The organism is Streptomyces sp. MZ04 (assembly GCF_004684775.1).
GTDB lineage: Bacteria > Actinomycetota > Actinomycetes > Streptomycetales > Streptomycetaceae > Streptomyces.
The window spans coordinates 1-17,271 of the sequence record NZ_SRIC01000182.1; the positions used below are offsets into that span (position 1 = coordinate 1).

The 17,271-nt window shown below is 71.1% G+C and carries 13 protein-coding genes; 7 read left to right on the forward strand and 6 right to left on the reverse strand.

Features of this window, described 5'->3' with window-relative positions:
• The first annotated feature begins 47 nt into the window (after nt 1-47).
• On the forward strand, nt 48-2,138 hold the full coding sequence (locus E2651_RS29325) for a glycoside hydrolase family 31 protein (protein ID WP_245239322.1): 2,091 nt from the start codon (nt 48-50) through the stop codon (nt 2,136-2,138).
• 68 nt (nt 2,139-2,206) lie between these two features.
• On the opposite strand, the gene E2651_RS29330 is transcribed toward E2651_RS29325, so the two are convergent.
• Nucleotides 2,207-2,737 (reverse strand): NUDIX domain-containing protein, encoded by a 531-nt coding sequence (locus E2651_RS29330; RefSeq protein WP_135334265.1) that lies wholly within the window; start codon nt 2,735-2,737, stop codon nt 2,207-2,209.
• Nucleotides 2,738-2,810: 73 nt separating this feature from the next.
• Between E2651_RS29330 and E2651_RS29335 the strand changes: the two genes are divergently transcribed.
• From E2651_RS29335 to glpK, 5 genes are all read left to right on the forward strand, one after another.
• Nucleotides 2,811-3,617 carry a M15 family metallopeptidase gene (locus E2651_RS29335; protein WP_135334266.1) on the forward strand — a complete coding sequence of 269 codons (807 nt, stop codon included), beginning with the start codon at nt 2,811-2,813 and terminating at the stop codon, nt 3,615-3,617.
• A gap of 124 nt (nt 3,618-3,741) precedes the next feature.
• Complete coding sequence (locus E2651_RS29340) at nt 3,742-4,167, forward strand: zinc ribbon domain-containing protein (RefSeq protein WP_135334276.1); 426 nt, start codon at nt 3,742-3,744, stop codon at nt 4,165-4,167.
• Nucleotides 4,164-5,354 carry a lipid-transfer protein gene (locus E2651_RS29345; protein ID WP_135334267.1) on the forward strand — a complete coding sequence of 397 codons (1,191 nt, stop codon included), beginning with the start codon at nt 4,164-4,166 and terminating at the stop codon, nt 5,352-5,354. The genes E2651_RS29340 and E2651_RS29345 overlap by 4 nt, the downstream gene beginning before the upstream one ends.
• A 382-nt stretch (nt 5,355-5,736) precedes the next feature.
• Nucleotides 5,737-6,492, forward strand: coding sequence for an MIP/aquaporin family protein (locus tag E2651_RS29350; RefSeq protein WP_135334268.1), 756 nt, complete (start codon nt 5,737-5,739; stop codon nt 6,490-6,492).
• 24 nt (nt 6,493-6,516) lie between these two features.
• A complete protein-coding gene (glpK, locus tag E2651_RS29355) occupies nt 6,517-8,037 on the forward strand; it encodes a glycerol kinase GlpK (RefSeq protein ID WP_135334269.1) in 1,521 nt (506 codons plus the stop codon).
• 65 nt (nt 8,038-8,102) lie between these two features.
• On the opposite strand, the gene E2651_RS29360 is transcribed toward glpK, so the two are convergent.
• The 5 genes from E2651_RS29360 to E2651_RS29380 are packed head-to-tail and all read right to left on the reverse strand — an operon-like array spanning nt 8,103 to nt 16,260.
• The gene (locus E2651_RS29360; RefSeq protein ID WP_135334270.1) at nt 8,103-8,708 is read right to left on the reverse strand and encodes an ATP/GTP-binding protein; all 606 of its coding nucleotides are present in this window, start codon (nt 8,706-8,708) and stop codon (nt 8,103-8,105) included.
• Nucleotides 8,689-12,378 carry a hydantoinase B/oxoprolinase family protein gene (locus E2651_RS29365; protein WP_135334271.1) on the reverse strand — a complete coding sequence of 1,230 codons (3,690 nt, stop codon included), beginning with the start codon at nt 12,376-12,378 and terminating at the stop codon, nt 8,689-8,691. Before E2651_RS29365 ends, E2651_RS29360 begins: the two co-directional genes overlap by 20 nt.
• Nucleotides 12,379-12,403: 25 nt before the next feature.
• Nucleotides 12,404-12,817 (reverse strand): DUF742 domain-containing protein, encoded by a 414-nt coding sequence (locus tag E2651_RS29370; protein ID WP_135334272.1) that lies wholly within the window; start codon nt 12,815-12,817, stop codon nt 12,404-12,406.
• Between the two features lie 9 nt (nt 12,818-12,826).
• A complete protein-coding gene (locus E2651_RS29375) occupies nt 12,827-13,267 on the reverse strand; it encodes a roadblock/LC7 domain-containing protein (RefSeq protein ID WP_135334273.1) in 441 nt (146 codons plus the stop codon).
• Complete coding sequence (locus E2651_RS29380; RefSeq protein ID WP_135334274.1) at nt 13,264-16,260, reverse strand: nitrate- and nitrite sensing domain-containing protein; 2,997 nt, start codon at nt 16,258-16,260, stop codon at nt 13,264-13,266. Before E2651_RS29380 ends, E2651_RS29375 begins: the two co-directional genes overlap by 4 nt.
• A gap of 454 nt (nt 16,261-16,714) precedes the next feature.
• Here E2651_RS29380 and E2651_RS29385 point away from each other — a divergent pair, with 454 nt between their 5' ends.
• Nucleotides 16,715-17,260 (forward strand): hypothetical protein, encoded by a 546-nt coding sequence (locus tag E2651_RS29385; protein ID WP_135334275.1) that lies wholly within the window; start codon nt 16,715-16,717, stop codon nt 17,258-17,260.
• The last annotated feature ends 11 nt before the right edge of the window (nt 17,261-17,271 follow it).

Consider the following 17,271-nt stretch of genomic DNA (forward strand, 5'->3'; position numbering starts at 1 on the left):
CTACACATGGCTATTCGTCGGCAGCGGCGAGGTGTAGAAGAGACAGGGTGAGTGGGAGTCCCGAGGCGGATCCGCGGGCCGTCCTCGAGCCCGACAAGGAGGGCGGCTGGCGGGTGGTGTCGGAGCGGGCGACGGTCGTCGTCTCGCGGCTCGGTGCCGTCGAGCTGCGCACGCCCGGTGGTCTGATGCTGCGCCGTGATCTGCCGCCGCGCTGGTGGGAACCGGACGACGGGGGCGGGGCGCACTGGTTCCAGCGGTCACAAGTGGCGGCGGACGCACGGTTCTTCGGGCTCGGGGGGCGCGCGCGGGGGCCGCGGCTGCGGGACGGGACGTACCGGCTGTGGAACTCCGACCCCGGGCGTGCGTTCGGGCCCGGCGACGGACCGCTGTCCATCACCATGCCCGTGCAGCTGGTGGTGGCAGACGTCGGCTGCCATCTGGTCTTCCACGACAACACGTGGGACGGGACGGTGGCGGTGTGCGAGGGCGCGGAGGGTGCGGGGTCGGGGCACGACCGGCCGGGTTCGTGCGAGGTGCGCATGGCCGGTGGGCCGCTGCGGTGCTGGGTCATGGTGGGCACGCCCGCGCGCGTGCTGCACACCTGGGCTTCGCTGACGGGGCCGCCGGCGCTGCCGCCCGCCTGGGCGCTCGGGCACCATCACGCCCGCTGGGGCTTCGGCGGCGAGCAGGAGGTGCGGCGGATCGTGGCGGGCTACCGGGATCGGGGCCTGCCGCTGGACGCCGTCCACCTGGACATCGACCACTACGAAGCGCATCAGGTGTTCACCGTCGACAAGGACACCTATCCCCATTTGCCGCAGCTGGCCGACGAGTTGCTCGAGGACGGTGTGCGGCTGGTGTCGATCGTCGACCCGGCGGTGAAGGCCGAGCGGGGCAATGAGGTGTACGACAGCGGCATCACGTCCGACGCCTTTGTGCGGGACGCGGCCGGGCGGACGGTGCGTGGGGTCGTCTGGCCCGGTGAGGCGGTGTTCCCGGACTTCACGGACGCGCGGGTGCGGGCGTGGTGGGGTGGGCTCTACAAGGAGCGTCTGGCGCAGGGTTTCGCGGGTTTCTGGCACGACATGAACGAGCCCGTCTCGTTCGCCGCTTTCGGGGAGCCGACGCTGCCGCGATCGGCCCGGCACGCGCTGGAGGGGCGTGGCGGCGACCATCGCGAGGCACACAACGTGTACGGCCTGGGCATGGCTCGTGCCGGGTACGAGGGGCTGCGTGAACTGCATCCCAAGGAGAGACCGTTCGTGTTCTCGCGCTCCGGGTGGGCGGGGATGCAGCGCTACGGAGGGACCTGGTCCGGGGATGTGGCCACGGGCTGGCCGGGCTTGCGGGCCTCGTTGGCGCTGGTCCTCGGTCTGGGGCTGTGCGGTGTTCCGTATTCGGGGCCCGATGTGGGCGGGTTCGACGGCAGTCCGTCGCCCGAGCTGTATCTGCGGTGGTTCCAGCTGGGGGCGTATCTGCCGCTGTTCCGTACGCACGCGGCGCTGCGGGCCGGGCGCAGGGAGCCCTGGGAGTTCGGTCCCGAAGTGCTGGAGCACGCGCGCGTGGCGCTCGTCGAGCGGCGGCGGCTGCTGCCGTACTTCGTGACGCTCGCGCATCTGGCGCGGCGTACGGGGACTCCGTATGTGCGGCCCTTGTGGTGGGGCAGTCCGGAGGACCGGGCGCTGCGTGACTGCGAGGACGCGTTCCTGCTCGGGGACTCTCTGCTGGTGGCGCCGGTGCTCGAGCCGGGAGCGGTCCGCCGCACGGTACGGCTGCCTCGGGGGCGTTGGTACGACACGGCCACCGGGAAGGCGTACGAGGGGCCTGCCCGGGTGGTCCTGGAGGCACCGCTCTCCCGGGTGCCGGTGCTCGCGCGGGCCGGTGCGGTGCTGCCGGTGCGGGGCGCCGACGGCGGGCTCGAGCTGGAGGTGTGGGCGCCCGCTCCGGGGCGTACCGGTGGCGGCCTGGTGATCAGGGACGTGGGTGACGGGTGGCAGGAGCCGGAGATGGAACGGTTCGCCGCGCGGTGGATCGGCGGGCGTGTGGTGGTCGAACGGGACGGCAGGGACGGCGAGGAGGCCGCGGGCGATGTGGGGCTGCCGGTGACGGTCCGGGGTGTGGCTCAGGGTTCCCCGTAGCCCTTGGCGACGGCTCCCGTAGTCCTCGGCGACGGCCGGCGACGGCCGGCGGCGCTCCCGCGCGGGCGTCAGTAGCGCCCTTCGAACCAGGCGCGCACCGCCAACGTATGCAGAGGGAAGGCGAGTTCGGCCGGGCGGTGGAGGAGGTGCCAGCCGTCCGTCTCGTCCGTCGGGGCGGAGCGGGGCAGCTCCGCCGCCGGGCGCTCCGGCAGCAGGCCGAAGAGCAGCAGGTAGCCGTCGGGCGCGCTCAGCGCTTCGGCGAGGCGGACGTCGTGGCTCGCCGCGCTGATGCCCGTCTCCTCCTTGAGCTCGCGGACGACGGCGTGCCGCCAGTCCTCCCTGTCGTCGATGAAGCCTCCGGGCAGGGCCACTCCCCCGCGCGCGGGGGCGATGGTGCGGGTCACGACGACCAGGGCGGTGCCCTTGGTGTCGTACACGGGCTGAAGGGCCACCGCTACGGGCAGCGGATTGCGGTAGGCAACGGCGCCGCAGGCCGGGCAGGTGCGGGGCCAGCCGGGCAGGTGCTCCCCGTAGGGCGCCCCGCAGCTCGAACAGTGGGAGTCCGGAACGGGGTTGGCGCGGTGCTGGGATGCGGACACGCCGCGGACTGTATCCGATCGCCCTGGTTCCGGTCTTTCGCTCCGGGACCTCATCCTGATAGATGCAGGGTTCATGACAGGAATTGCCTCCGCCCCGCGGAATCTCGCCGTCACCGCCACCGCTCTCCTCGCCGTGGCCGCCACCTCCGCACCCGCCCACGCGAAGCCCGAGCCCAAGGCCCCTGCTGAGTTCGTGGCGTTGAGCGATGTCGACCCGACGGTCATCCAGGAGATGCGCTACTTCACGCCGCACAACTTCGTGGGCGAGCGCATCGACGGCTACAAGAAGCCGATGTGCATCCTCACCGAGCCGGCGGCCAAGGCGCTGCACAAGGCGCAGCGGAAGCTGCTGCGCGAGGGCTACTCCCTGAAGGTGTACGACTGTTATCGGCCGCAGCGGGCGGTCGATCAGTTCGTGCGCTGGGCCGAGGACCTCGGGGACGAGCGCATGAAGACGGAGTTCTATCCCCATGTCGACAAGTCGCGGCTGTTCGAGGACGGTTACATCGCCGCGAAGTCCGGGCACAGCCGGGGCTCGACGCTCGATCTGACGGTCGTGAAGCTGCCCGCCCTGCCCACGCGCCCCTACGTCCCCGGAGAGGCGCTCACGCCCTGCTACGAACCCCAGGACGAGCGCTTCCCCGACAACTCCGTGGACATGGGGACGGGGTTCGACTGCTTCGACACCCTCTCCCACACGGACGACCCCCGTGTCACCGGCGAGCAGCGGGCCAACCGGGATCTGCTGCGGGGCGCGCTGACCGAGGTCGGGTTCGTGAACCTCCCCGAGGAGTGGTGGCACTTCACCTACAAGCCCGAGCTGTTCCCCGACACCTATTTCGACTTCCCCGTGGCACGGCGGTCGCTGAACGGGAAGTAGCCGGGCAGCGGTCGGGAAGTAGGGGGTGCAGCGGTACTGACGGGATCCGGTTGCCCGTGGCACACTTCTGACGTTCCGTCAGATCCAGTGTCGTGGAGGGACCTTGTCGCGTACGCGTACTCCCGTGGTGGCCGACTGGTTCGCCGGGGAGGGAGACAACTTCCGTCTTCTGGGCACGCGCTGCTCGGAATGCGCCTGTGTCTTCTTCCCCCGCGAGGACGGCTTCTGCCGCAACCCCGGCTGTTCGGGCGGTGACCTCGACGAGGTGCCGCTCTCGCGGCGCGGCCGTGTCTGGTCGTACACCGACAGCCGCTACCGGCCTCCCGCGCCCTATGTGTCCGATCCGGAACTCACCTGGCGCCCCTACACGTTGATCGCTGTGGAGCTGGAGGCCGAGCGCATGGTGGTGCTCGGACAGTCGGTTCCCGGGGTCACCGTCGCCGATCTGGAGGTCGGCATGGAGGTGGAGGTCGTCCCCGGCGTGCTCAACGAGGACGCGGAGACGACGTGGACGACGTGGTACTGGCGGCCGGTGGGGGTGAGCGCATGACCAGCGACGTGGCGGTGCTCGGCGCGGGCATGCACCCGTGGGGCAAGTGGGGCCGGAGCTTCATCGAGTACGGCACGGCGGCGGCCCGCGCCGCGCTCGCCGACGCCGGAGTCGGCTGGCGCGATGTGGGTTCGATCGTCGGCGCCGACACCGTGCGCGGCGGGTATCCGGGGTATGTGGCCGGGGCGACGTTCGCGAAGGCGCTCGGCTGGCAGGGCGCGCGGGTGGCGAGCGTGTACGCCGCGTGCGCCTCCGGAGCCCAGGCGATCAACACGGCGCGTACGCAGATCCTTTCGGGCCTGGCCGATGTCGTCCTGGTGGTCGGGGCCGATGCCGCGCCCAAGGGGTTCTTCCGGCCCGCGGGCGGGGACCGCCACGACGACCCCGACTGGCTCCGATTCCGCGTCCTGGGCGCCACGAACCCCGCCTACTTCGGCCTTTACGCGCGCCGCCGGATGGCCGTGCACGGCGACACCCTGGAGGACTTCGCCCAGGTCAAGGTGAAGAACGCGGCCGCGGGCTCGCTCAATCCGAACGCGCGCTACCGCAAGACCGTCACAGCGCAGGAAGTGGCCGAGTCCGCCACGGTCGCCGACCCGCTGCGGCTGCTCGACATCTGCGCGACCTCCGACGGGGCGGCGGCGCTCGTGCTCTCCAGCATGGAGTTCGCCCGGCGGCACGGCGCGGCGGACCCGGTGCGGATCCGCTCGGTGTCCACGGTCACGCCGACGTACCCGAACACCGTCCTCGACCTGCCGGACATCGCGACGGACTCGGCGGCCGCCGTGCCGCCGGGCGACCTGACCTTCCGCGCCTCCATCGCACATGCCGCGTACGAAGAAGCGGGCATCGGGCCCGACGACCTCTCCTTGGCGGAGGTGTACGACCTGTCCACCGCTCTTGAACTGCAGTGGTACGAGGACCTGGGGCTGTGCGGCGAGGGAGAGGGGGCCAAGCTGCTGCGGGAAGGGGCGACCTCCCCCGGCGGGCGCATACCCGTCAACGCCAGCGGCGGGCTCGCATCCTTCGGAGAGGCCGTCCCCGCTCAGGCCATCGCCCAAGTGTGCGAGCTGACCTGGCAGTTGCGCGGTACGGCGGGTGCCCGGCAGGTGGCGGGGGCCCGCGTGGGCATCACCGCCAACCAAGGTCTCTTCGGGCACGGATCCTCGGTCCTGGCGGTGCGCTGAGTCCTGTCGGCGTTCATCGGCGGACCGTCGCCGGGTCTGCGCACAGGAAGGTCTCGCGCCGGTTAACCGTTGCCGTCCGCGACCTTGACGCTCCATCACCATCGGTGAACACTTCCGGTGTCAGTCGGCATCGCCGCACTTCGGCTCCGCGCCATTCAGGGCCCCTGTACGCGCGAAGGGTCTGCACGAAGGGCCTGTTCAGCGGGTCATCCCCCATGGGCGATTCGACTGCGACGGCACGCTCGCCATGGATGTCGGGCGGGGCGCGGGACACTCCTGCCCTCGGCTGAAGTCGCTGGGCGTAGCCAGGCAGTAGTCGTGGGAACGCACCCTGCACGGAGTACCGGGGACCAGCGCCCCGGGCGAGGGCCTAGGAGCCGCCATGTACTCGAATGGGGACATCTTCGTCGGTGAGATCATCGGCACCGCGATTCTGATTCTCTTCGGCGCCGGCGTATGCGCCGCCGTCACCCTGAACTATTCCAAGGCGAAAGCCTCCGGATGGATCGTCATCGCCTTCGGCTGGGGCTTCGGCGTGCTCGCGGGCGCGTACACCGCCGCGCCGCTCTCCGGCGGCCATCTCAACCCGGCCGTCACGATCGGCATCGCCGTCGAATCCGAGAAGTGGGACAAGGTCTGGATCTATCTGCTCGGGCAGATGATCGGCGCCATGATCGGCGCCGTACTCGCGTACCTCGTCTACTTCGCGCAGTTCAACGCCAATGTGCCGCGCGGCGAGAAGAGCGACGCACAGAGCGTGGACGAGCCGCTGCCGACCCTGGGCATCTTCTCCACCATCCCCGAGATCCGTAACCCGGTCGCCAACCTGCTCTCCGAGATCATCGCGACGATCGGCCTGGTGCTTCCGCTGCTCGCCTTCGGTCTGACCAAGGGCCTCGGCGAGTCCGGCACGCTCGTACTGATCGTCGCGTTCCTGGTCGTCGGCATCGGCCTCTCGCTCGGCGGGCCCACCGGCTACGCCATCAACCCGGCCCGCGACCTGGGGCCTCGCATCGTGCACACCTTCCTGCCGATCCCGAACAAGGGCACATCCGACTGGAGTTACGCCTGGATCCCCGTGGCCGGGCCCCTGATCGGCGGAGCCCTCGCAGGTCTCATCTACAACGCAGCCTTCTGACTCAAGCTGACGCAAGGGGTAGCCATGCCGGACAACTCCGAGAAGTTCGTCGCCGCCATCGATCAGGGCACCACCTCCAGCCGCTGCATCATCTTCAATCACGCGGGCGAGATCGTCGCCGTCGACCAGCGCGAGCACCGCCAGATCTTCCCCAAGCCGGGCTGGGTGGAGCACGATGCCACCGAGATCTGGTCCAAGGTGCAGGCGGTGGTCGCCGGGGCGATCGCCAAGGCCGGGCTGCGCGCCGATCAACTCAGCGCGCTCGGCATCACCAATCAGCGCGAGACGACGGTCCTGTGGGACCGCGCCACGGGCAAGCCGGTGCACAACGCGATCGTCTGGCAGGACACCCGGACCTCGGCTCTCTGCAACGAACTGGGCGGCGCGGACGGCCAGGACCGGTTCCGTGAGCAGACCGGTCTGCCGCTCGCCAGCTACTTCTCCGGGCCCAAGGCCGCCTGGCTGCTCGACAACGTGCCGGGCCTGCGGGCCCGCGCCGAGCGCGGGGAGATAGCCTTCGGCACCATCGACTCCTGGCTGATCTGGAACCTCACCGGCGGCACGGACGGCGGCGTCCACGTCACCGACGTCACCAATGCCGGGCGCACCATGCTGATGAACCTGGCCACGCTCCAGTGGGACCAGTCGATCCTTTCCGCGATGAACGTCCCCGAGGCGATCCTGCCGGAGATCAGGTCGTCGGCGGAGGTGTACGGCACGGCGGTCGGGCAGCTCTCCGGCGTGCCGGTCGCCTCCGCGCTCGGCGACCAGCAGGCGGCGATCTTCGGTCAGGCCTGCTACGACACCGGGACGGCCAAGAACACGTACGGAACGGGCAGCTTCCTGCTGCTCAACACCGGGAACAGGCCCGTCCCCTCCAAGAGCGGGCTGCTCACCACGATGGGCTACAAGATCGGCTCCGAGGCGCCCGTCTACTGCCTCGAAGGGGCCATCGCGATCACCGGCGCGCTGGTGCAGTGGTTCCGCGACCAGCTCGGCATCATCCGCAGCGCCGACGAGATCGAGCCCCTCGCCGCGAGCGTGGAGGACAACGGCGGCGCGTACATCGTGCCCGCGTTCTCCGGCCTCTTCGCGCCCTACTGGCGCTCGGACGCCCGCGGCGTCGTCACCGGCCTCACCCGGTACGTGACCAAGGCGCACCTCGCCCGCGCCGTCCTGGAGGCGACGAGCTGGCAGACCCGCGAGGTCGTCGACGCCATGTACCAGGACTCCGGGGTGCAGTTGCGGTCCCTGAAGGTGGACGGCGGGATGACCAAGAACAATCTGCTGATGCAGCACCAGGCGGATGTGCTCGGCGTTCCGGTGATCCGGCCGCGGGTCTCCGAGACGACGTGTCTGGGTGCCGCGTACGCCGCCGGGCTCGCGACCGGCGTGTGGAACGACCTGGACGAGTTGAAGGCCCACTGGCAGCGGGACGTGGAGTGGACGCCGGTGATGGACGCGGAGTCACGTGACCGCGAGTACAACAACTGGCACAAGGCGGTGGAGCGGAGCTTCGGCTGGCACGAGGACGGCGCGAGCTGAGCCGAGGATGACCGCGGCCCGTACCCCGGTCGGCGGGGGTACGGGCCGTGACGCCGTCCACGGAGTCAGGTGGTCGCGGGCTCCCTGGCCGCCGCGGCCGCCGACATCGCGTGCTCGACCACGCCTATCAGGACTTCCTTGACGGACTGCCGCTCGCGGGCGTCGCACAGCAGCACCGGCACCTCGGGGTCGAGGTCGAGCGCCTGGCGTACGGCTTCGGCGGGGTAACGGGACGCTCCGTCGAAGCAGTTGACGCCGACGACGAAGGGTATGGAGCGCCGCTCGAAGTAGTCGACGGCGGCGAAGCAGTCCTCCAGGCGGCGGGTGTCGGCGAGGACGACCGCGCCGAGCGCCCCGGTGGCCAGCTCGTCCCAGAGGAACCAGAAGCGGTCCTGTCCCGGGGTGCCGAAGACGTAGAGCACCAGGTCCTCGCGGAGCGTGATCCGGCCGAAGTCCATGGCGACGGTGGTGGTGCGCTTGCCCGAGACGCCGCTGGTGTCGTCGACGGGGCGGCCCGCCTCGGTGAGCGACTCCTCGGTGCGCAGCGGCTTGATCTCGCTGACCGCGCCGACGAGGGTCGTCTTGCCTACGCCGAACCCTCCTGCCACCAGGATCTTCAGCGTGACCGGCTCGACGGGGGCCTTGCCGCGCTCAGAACGCTTGAAGATCATCGATCGCTTCTCCTGCATCAGTGGTGGCACGTGCTTCGGGGGTGTCACGTGCGTCTGTCGTGTCACGTGCTTCGGGGGTGTCACGTGCGTCTGTCGTGTCGTGCGGGGCCGGTCCGTATCCGCCGCCGCCGGGGGTTTCGATCACGAGTACGTCGCCGGCGCCCAGGTCGGCCGAGTCGCTGCCGTCGAGCGCCAGCACGCTGCCGTCGGCGCGCTCCACGCGGCCCGTGCCGAGGGCGCCGGGGCTTCCGCCCGCCATGCCGTACGGCGCCACTCTGCGGTGCTGCGACAGCGTGGACACGGTCATCGGCTCACGGAAGCGGATGCGCCGTACGGCCCCGTCCCCGCCGCGCCACCGCCCGTCGCCGCCGCTGCCGTGCCGCACCGCGAACTCCTCGAGCAGCACGGGCAGCCGCCACTCGAGGACTTCGGGATCGGTGAGCCGGGAGTTGGTCATATGGGTCTGGACGACGGACGCGCCGTCGAACCCGTCACCGGCGCCGGATCCCGAGGCCACCGTCTCGTAGTACTGGTGGCGGTCGTTGCCGAAGGTGACGTTGTTCATCGTGCCGGAGCCCTCGGCCTGGACGCCCAGGGCGCCGTAGAGCGCTCCGGTGATCGCCTGTGAGGTCTCGACGTTCCCGGCGACGACGGCAGCCGGCGGTTCGGGCGCGAGCAGCGAGCCCGGCGGCACGATGATGCGCAGCGGGCGCAGACAGCCGTCGTTGAGCGGGATGTCCTCGGCCACCAGGGTGCGGAAGACGTACAGGACCGCGGCGTTGACCACCGCGAAGGGCGCGTTGAAGTTCGTGGCGAGCTGGGGCGACGTACCGGTGAAGTCGACGGTCGCCGAGCGGGCTTCGCGGTCCACGCCGACGCGGACCCGGATGACGGCTCCCGAGTCGGTTGGATAAGCGAACTCGCCCTCTTCGAGGGTGTCGATGACGCGACGTACGGCCTCTTCGGCATTGTCCTGGACGTGCCGCATGTAGGCCTGCACGACGTCGAGACCGAAGTTCTCGATCATGCGGGCGACTTCGTCGACGCCCTTCTGGTTGGCGGCGATCTGGGCGCGCAGGTCGGCAAGGTTGGTGGCCGGGTTGCGGGAGGGGTAGGGGGCGTCGGTGAGCAGGGCCAGGGTCTCGGCCTCGCGGAACCGGCCGCCTTCCGCCAGCAGCCAGTTGTCGAAGAGGATGCCCTCCTCCTCGATGGTGCGGCTGTTGGCCGGCATGGAGCCGGGGGCGATGCCGCCGATCTCCGCGTGGTGCCCTCGGGAGGCCACATAGAACAGGATCCGCTCCCCGGGGGCGTCGAACACCGGGGTGATGACGGTGACGTCGGGGAGGTGCGTGCCGCCGTGGTAGGGGTCGTTGACGGCGTAGGTGTCTCCGGGGCGCATGGTCGTGCCGCGGCGCCGGATGACCTCCTTCACGCTCGTCCCCATGGAGCCCAGGTGCACGGGAATGTGCGGGGCGTTGGCGACGAGACTGCCGTCCGGGTCGAAGAGCGCGCAGGAGAAGTCCAGCCGCTCCTTGATGTTGACCGACTGGGCCGTGGACTCCAGGCGGGCGCCCATCTGTTCGGCGATGGACATGAAGAGGTTGTTGAAGACTTCGAGGAGGACGGGGTCGGCCTCGGTGCTCGCGGTGGAACCCTCGGGCTCCGCCACGCGTTCCATGACCAGGTGTCCTTCGTCCGTCATGGCCGCCTGCCAGCCGTCGTCCACGACCGTCGTGGCACTGGCCTCGGTGATGATCGCGGGTCCGGTGACGGTCTCCCCCGGCGGCAACTGCTCGCGGCGGTGCAGGAGTACGTCGCGCCAGGCACCGCCCGTGTGCAGGCGGACGGTCTGCGGTGTGCCCCGGCGGGCCTCGCCGGCGAGCACCGAGAGGTCCGGCTGCTCGGTGACTCCGGTGGCCTCCACGGAGAGGGCCTCGACGACGACGGGGCGGTCCAGGGTGAAGGAGTAGGTGGTGCGGTGGCGGTCCTCGAAGGCACGGATCATGGCGTCCGGCTCGGCAAGCCGGACGGTGAGCGTGGTGTCGGTGCCGTCATAGCGCAGCTGGGCACGCCGCGTGACGCGGACGCGGCCCTCGGGCACGTCCTCGGCGAGGAGTTCGGCGCGGGCCGCCTCCTCGAGGTCGTCGGCGGTCTTCAGGACGCGCGGCATCGCCGACGGCTCGAGGCGGACCTCCACGGACTGCTCGCGCATCGCCGTGGTGTCGGCGAGGCCGATGCCGAGCGCGGAGAGCACACCGGCCATCGGGGGTACGAGGACGGTGCGGATGCCGAGCGAGTCGGCGACCATGCACGCGTGCTGGCCACCCGCGCCGCCGAACGTCGTCAGGGCGTAGCGCGTGACGTCGTGGCCCTTCTGGACGGAGATGCGCTTGACGGCGCCGGCGATGTTGGCCACCGCGATCTGCAGATAGCCCTCGGCGACCTGCTCCGGGGTGCGGTCGTCGCCGGTGCGCTCCCGGATGTCGCGGGCCAGGGCGGCGAAGCGGTCGCGGACCAGCGTCTCGTCGAGCGGCTGGTCGCCGTCCGGGCCGAACACACGGGGGAAATAAGCGGGTTGGACCCGGCCGAGTGCCACGTTCGCGTCGGTGACCGTGAGCGGTCCGCCGCCCCGGTAGCTCGCCGGGCCCGGCGTCGCGCCCGCCGAGTCGGGGCCCACGCGATAGCGGCTGCCGTCGAAGTGCAGCACGGAGCCGCCGCCCGCGGCGACGGTGTGGATGTCCAGCATCGGCGCGCGAAGGCGTACGCCCGCGATCTGTGTGGTGAAGACCCGTTCGTACTCGCCCGCGTAGTGCGACACGTCCGTGGAGGTGCCGCCCATGTCGAAGCCGATGACCCGGTCGAAGCCCGCGCGCCGCGACATGCGGGCCATGCCGACGATGCCGCCGGCGGGGCCGGACAGGATGGCGTCCTTGCCGCGGAACGTGCCGGCCTCCGTGAGGCCGCCGTTCGACTGCATGAACATCAGCCGCACGCCCTGCAGTTCGTCGGCGACGTGCTGGACGTAGCGGTGCAGGACGGGCGACAGATACGCGTCGACGACGGCGGTGTCACCGCGCGGGACCAGCTTCATCAGCGGGCTCACCTCGCTGGAGAGCGAGACCTGCGGGAAGCCGATCCGCGCGGCGAGTTCGCCGATCGCCCGCTCGTGCGCGGGATACAGATGGCTGTGCAGGCAGACGACGGCCAGGGAGCGGATCCCGTCGTCGTACGCCGCCCGGAGCGGTCCCTCGAGGGCCTCCAGGTCGGGCGGGCGCAGCACGTCGCCGTCGGCGGTGACGCGTTCGTCGACCTCGATCACCCGCGCGTGCAGCGAGGCGGGCAGGACGATCTCGCGCGCGAAGATGTGCGGGCGGTTCTGGTACGCGATGCGCAGGGCATCACCGAAGCCGCGGGTGATGACCAGCGCGGTGGGCTCGCCCTTGCGCTCCAGGAGGGCGTTGGTGGCGACGGTGGTCCCCATGCGGACGGCCTCCACAGGCGCACCGGGGGTGTCACCGAGGAGTTCGCGGATCCCCGCGACGGCGGCGTCGGCGTAGCGGGCCGGATTGTCCGACAGGAGCTTGTGCGTGAGCAGCCGGCCGTCCGGACGCCGCGCGACGATGTCGGTGAAGGTGCCGCCCCTGTCGACCCAGAACTGCCAGCCAGCCACGTCTCACTCCCCGCTTCCGCGCTGTTCAGAGCGCCCGGAGGCCGTTGATCACGTCGCGCAGAATACTCTCGTCGGGGAGTTCCGCGGGGGGTACGGGACGTGTCACGTGCACCAGTTCGTCGTCGACGAGATCGCCGATGAGGACCCGGATCACGCCGATGGGAAGGTCGAGTTCGGCCGCCAGTTCGGCCACCGACTGAGGGCTGTCACGGCAGAGCCCGACGATGTCCACATGCTCCGGGGACAGCGTCTGGTCCGCCTCCGGGTCGTCGGCGCGGGCCTCGGCGACGACGACCGCGATCAGGTCGAGGCGGTGCTGCTCCGGACTGGTGGTACGGCCGCGTGTCATGGCGTACGGACGCACGACGGGCCCGGCGTCGTCGTCGAACCAGCGATGCGTCCCCTGCGTCCCCTGCGTCCCCTGACCGTCTTCGCTCATGCCCTCCCGCTACCCTCCCGTGGGCAGGCCGGTGCGCGGCGCCGTACCCAGATGCACACCCACCCTCTTGACCAGCAGCGTCATTTCGTACGCGACCAGGCCGACGTCGGAGTCCGCGTCCGAGAGGACGGCGAGACAGCTGCCGTCGCCCGCCGCCGTGACGAAGAGGAACGCGTCGTCGAGCTCGACCACGGTCTGGCGGACCCGGCCCGCCTCGAAGTGGCGTCCGACGCCCTTGGCCAGGCTGTGGAACCCCGAGGCGACAGCGGCCAGATGCTCGCTGTCCTCCCTGGTCAGGTCCTTCGATACGCCGGTCGGCAGGCCGTCGCCGGAGAGCACGAGCGCCTTGCGGATGCTGGCGACCCGCTGCACCAGGTCGTCGAGGAGCCAGTTCAGTTCCCCCGATCCCCCGGGCATGGCGATGCGTGCGTCGGCCTTCGGTGCGGTCATCGACCGTCCCCCTCAGATGTCGTTCCTGGTGCTGTGCCGTCGGAGGCGTCTGCGCCCGCGGCGTTCTCTTCACGGCCGCGCTGCCAGCCACGCTGGAGCGATGCCATCCGGCTGCGCACCTCGTCGGCGTCGCGCTCCTGCGGCCTGGTTCCGGCCGTCGGCGCGCGCTCCGGGCGCTGGTCGGGCCCGCCCTTCAACTGAGGCGCGAGGTTGGCCTGGCGGACGCGCCGGGGCAGTCCGCCGGGAGTTTGGGTGGGCGCCTGTCCGGCGTCGGTCGACGCCGCCGAGGGCTCCGGGGTCTGGGTACGCCGGCTGCGCCTGGGGAGCTCCGGCTGCTGCCCGTCGGCCGCGGTGACGTCGCGGTGCGGGGGCGACAGGTCGGGCCAGGCGGACTGCGGTTCGGGGCGGCGCGGCAGGTCGACGGCGTCCGTCGCGATACGGCCGCGCAGCCGGCTCGGCAGCTCCGGAACGGCCGGCTCGGGGCGGCCTTCGGGGTCGGCGCCGCTGTCCCGTACCGGGAGATCCGCGTTCGCGGCGCCGCCCTGGGGGCGTCCCACGGGGGTGTTCTCCGGCGCGATGCCGCCCTGGGGGCGGCCCACCGGGCTCTCCGTGGAATCGTCGTCCTGTGCCGCCGTGCCCCGGTTCCTGGTCTGCGTCACGGGTCGGCCGTGCGAGGAGACCAGCTTGGGGGTTCTACGGCGGGGCAGCGGCACGGGGTCCGTCGGGTGGCCCTCGTCCGCGGGGTCGTCGTCCGGGGACGAGCCGTCGGGGCGGACGGGTTCACGCTGGCCGGTCTCCCGCTCGTCGCGGGCCTGCTGGTGCTGCTCGTCGCCGGGGACCGCGGCGACGCGGCGGCGCGGGCGGAAGAGGCCGCCGCGCTCGCTGTCCTCGTCCTCCAGGGCGCCGGGGAAGCCGTCGAGGTCGACCATGCCGACCGGTGCCTCCAGCTCGACGGGACCGTCGAGGACGGACGCGGGCAACCCGGGCAGCTGGACGGGCACTTGGCCGAGGGCCGCCGCCTTGTCGCCCGCCGCGTCGCGGCTCACGGCGTCCTTGCCCTGCGGCCGGTCGAGCCGGAAGCCGATGCCGTTCGTGTCCGGTACGTCGTCCGTGAGCAGTGTCTCGGGGATGAACACGACGGCGGTGGTCCCGCCGTACGGAGAGGGCTGCAGGGAGACGCGTACGCGCTGTCGCTGGGCGAGGCGGCTCACTACGAAGAGGCCGAGCCGGTCGGTGTCGGAGAGTTCGAACTCCGGGGTCTCGGCAAGGCGGAGGTTGGCGTCCAGGAGCGCGTCGGCGGCCATGCCGAGCCCCCGGTCGTGGATCTCCAGGGTGAAGCCGTTGGCGACGTGCTCCCCGAGGACCTGCACCGCAGTGTGCGGGGGCGAGAACACCGTGGCGTTCTCCAGGAGTTCGGCCAGCAAGTGGGTGAGGTCGGCGACCGCAGGACCCGTGACGGCGATGCGCGGCAGGCGGCGGACCTCGATGCGTTCGTAGTCCTCGACCTCGGCGACGGCCGCGCGGACGACGTCCATGAGCTGGACGGGCTTGCGCCACTGCCGCGAGGGGGCGGCGCCGGAGAGGATCACGAGACCCTCGGCGTGCCGCCGCATGCGGGTCGTCAGGTGGTCGAGGCGGAACAGGTCGGCGAGTTCGTCCGTGTCCTCGGTCCTGCGCTCCATCGTGTCGAGCAGGGTGAGCTGCTTGTGCAGGAGCACCTGGCTGCGGCGGGCGAGGTTGACGAACACCTCGGAGACGCCGCGGCGCAGATCGGCCTGTTTCACGGTGGCCTCGACCGCGGCGCGCTGCAGGGTGTTGAGCGCCTGGCCGACCTGGCCGATCTCGTCCTTCTCGTACGTCAGGCGGGGCGCCTCGGTCTCCACGTCGACCTGTTCGCCGGCCGCGAGGCGGCGCAGCACGCCGGGCAGCCGGACACCGGACGCCTCGTGGGCGTCCAGGCGCAGGCGGCGCAGGTCGCGGATGAGGCTGCGTCCGATGCGCATGGACATGAAGACCGAGAACAGCAGCGCGAGCAGACCGAACACGCCGGCCACGCCGACCTTGATGAGCACGCCGACGGCCACCGGCTCGACCCGGTCCTGCAGTCGGCCGCCCGCCGCGTCGTCGCGTTCGGCGAGGTCCTTCAGCGCCTTGCCCGCCGTGGCGTCCCAGCGCGCCGACGTGACCACGCGCGGAGCGCCGGCCGCGGACTCGACCAGGGCCTTCTCTGCGGCACGCAACTGGGTCGTCTCGGCGCCGTTCCAGTAGCGCTCGTAGTGGCCGCGGTCGTCGTCCGGCAACTGGCCGAGGCTGACCTCGTACAGCAGCGTGCGCTGCGCCCGCAGGTCGGCGATCTGCCGGATCTCGGCCTTGGTGATCCGGCGGGCCACGAGCGCGGAGCCGAGCAACGCGTCCTCGCGGGAGAGCAGTTCACGCGCGCGTGCCACTCCGACGAGCGCGCGGCCCTGCCGGTCGAGATGCGCTTCGTCGAGGCCCTGGATGGTCATCAGGAAGCCGAAGCAGGGGTCGATCAGCTTTGTGTACATCTTGAGCGCGCCGGCGCGGGTGATGGTGCCCTCTTCGACCGTGCGGCGCAGCGAATCGATGCCGTCGAAGGCGTCGATGATCGAGGCGAGCCTGTCGGCCGACTGCCCGGTGACTCCGTCGCGTACGTCCGGCTTGGCGGCGCTGTCCTTCACCTTGGCGACCATGTCGTCGGTGGCGGCGCGGCTGCGGCGCAGCGCGGCGAGCGCGTCGGATGCACGGGGGTCGGCGAGGTAGACGAGCGTCTGGCGGCGCTCCTGCTGGACGACCCGGGCGGCCTGGTGGATCGGGGTGCCGATCTCTTCGACGGTGTCCGTGACATCGATGAGGTCCTTGGCCGACTGACCGGTGACGTAGGTGGCGAAGCCCCACAACGAGGTCAGGGAGATGAGCGGCACCAGCAGCAATGCCACGATCTTCCGGCGGATGGACTTCCCGCGAAAGCGCATGGCCTCCCCCAGATCGGCCCCCTGCGGCCGCGCTTATGGCCAGGGGCACACATGTGCGTCAACAAACGGCGTGAGCCTACTACCGACCCAGGGGCAACTCGAAGGCGCGTCCGGACGGATTTCAGCCGTGACGCGAAAGGGACGTCCTCAGTTGTCCCTCCATTACGGGAGATTGCATCCCGCGTGTGGCACAGGCCATTGGGCACAATCCCCCGTACCGATGTGCCCAGTTGGCCGGATCTCTTCGCTTCGCCGAAGCCGTTCGGGAATCTTCCGGGCCGCTCGTTCGTCTGTGAATACGGGAGTTGGGGACAGCGTGCGCCAAGACCGCATGCCGTGCCGAGGTGGCGTAAAGCCGAGCAAACCGGGCAGCCACTGAGGGACCGGGTCCGATGACATCTCAGCGAGTGGGCCACGGGGCACAGGCGGGGCAGCGGGGGGGAGTGACGAGTTGATGGGCACGGCGGAGCGCCGGCGGGCGCCTGAGCAGCAGCACAGCGGGCGTCGGGACGACGAGGCTGCGGAACAGTCGCACGGCGAGGCTGCGGAGCAGTCGTACGGCGAGGCTGCGGAGCAGTCGTACGGCGAGGTCGGTGAACACCGAGAGAGTCGCAGGGAGTTGTGGATCGAGGAGCCCGCGCGCAGACGGCGGCTGCCCGATCCGGTGCGTACGGCCGCCGTGCGCGCCGTGATCATCGTGTCACTGACGTTGATACAGGCGATGATCGCCTTCCTGTGCGCGGTGGCGGGATCCTGGCTCTCCTTCCCGATGGTGCTCAGCAGTGTGGCCAGCACCGTGGTCGCCACCTGGGGCGTGCTCGACGTGTGGGTGACGCGGCAGGTGTACAACCAGCGGCACGGGGTGGTGTCGGTGCCGAGCAGCACGGCACGCAGGCTGCGGCGTGAGCGTCGCCGGGCCCGCAGGCAGGCGCGGGCCGCGGAGCGCGGCAAGGAGCGCATACAGAGTCGGGGCGGGGCGGGGCAGTTGTCGCATTCCTGACGGGGGTCGCC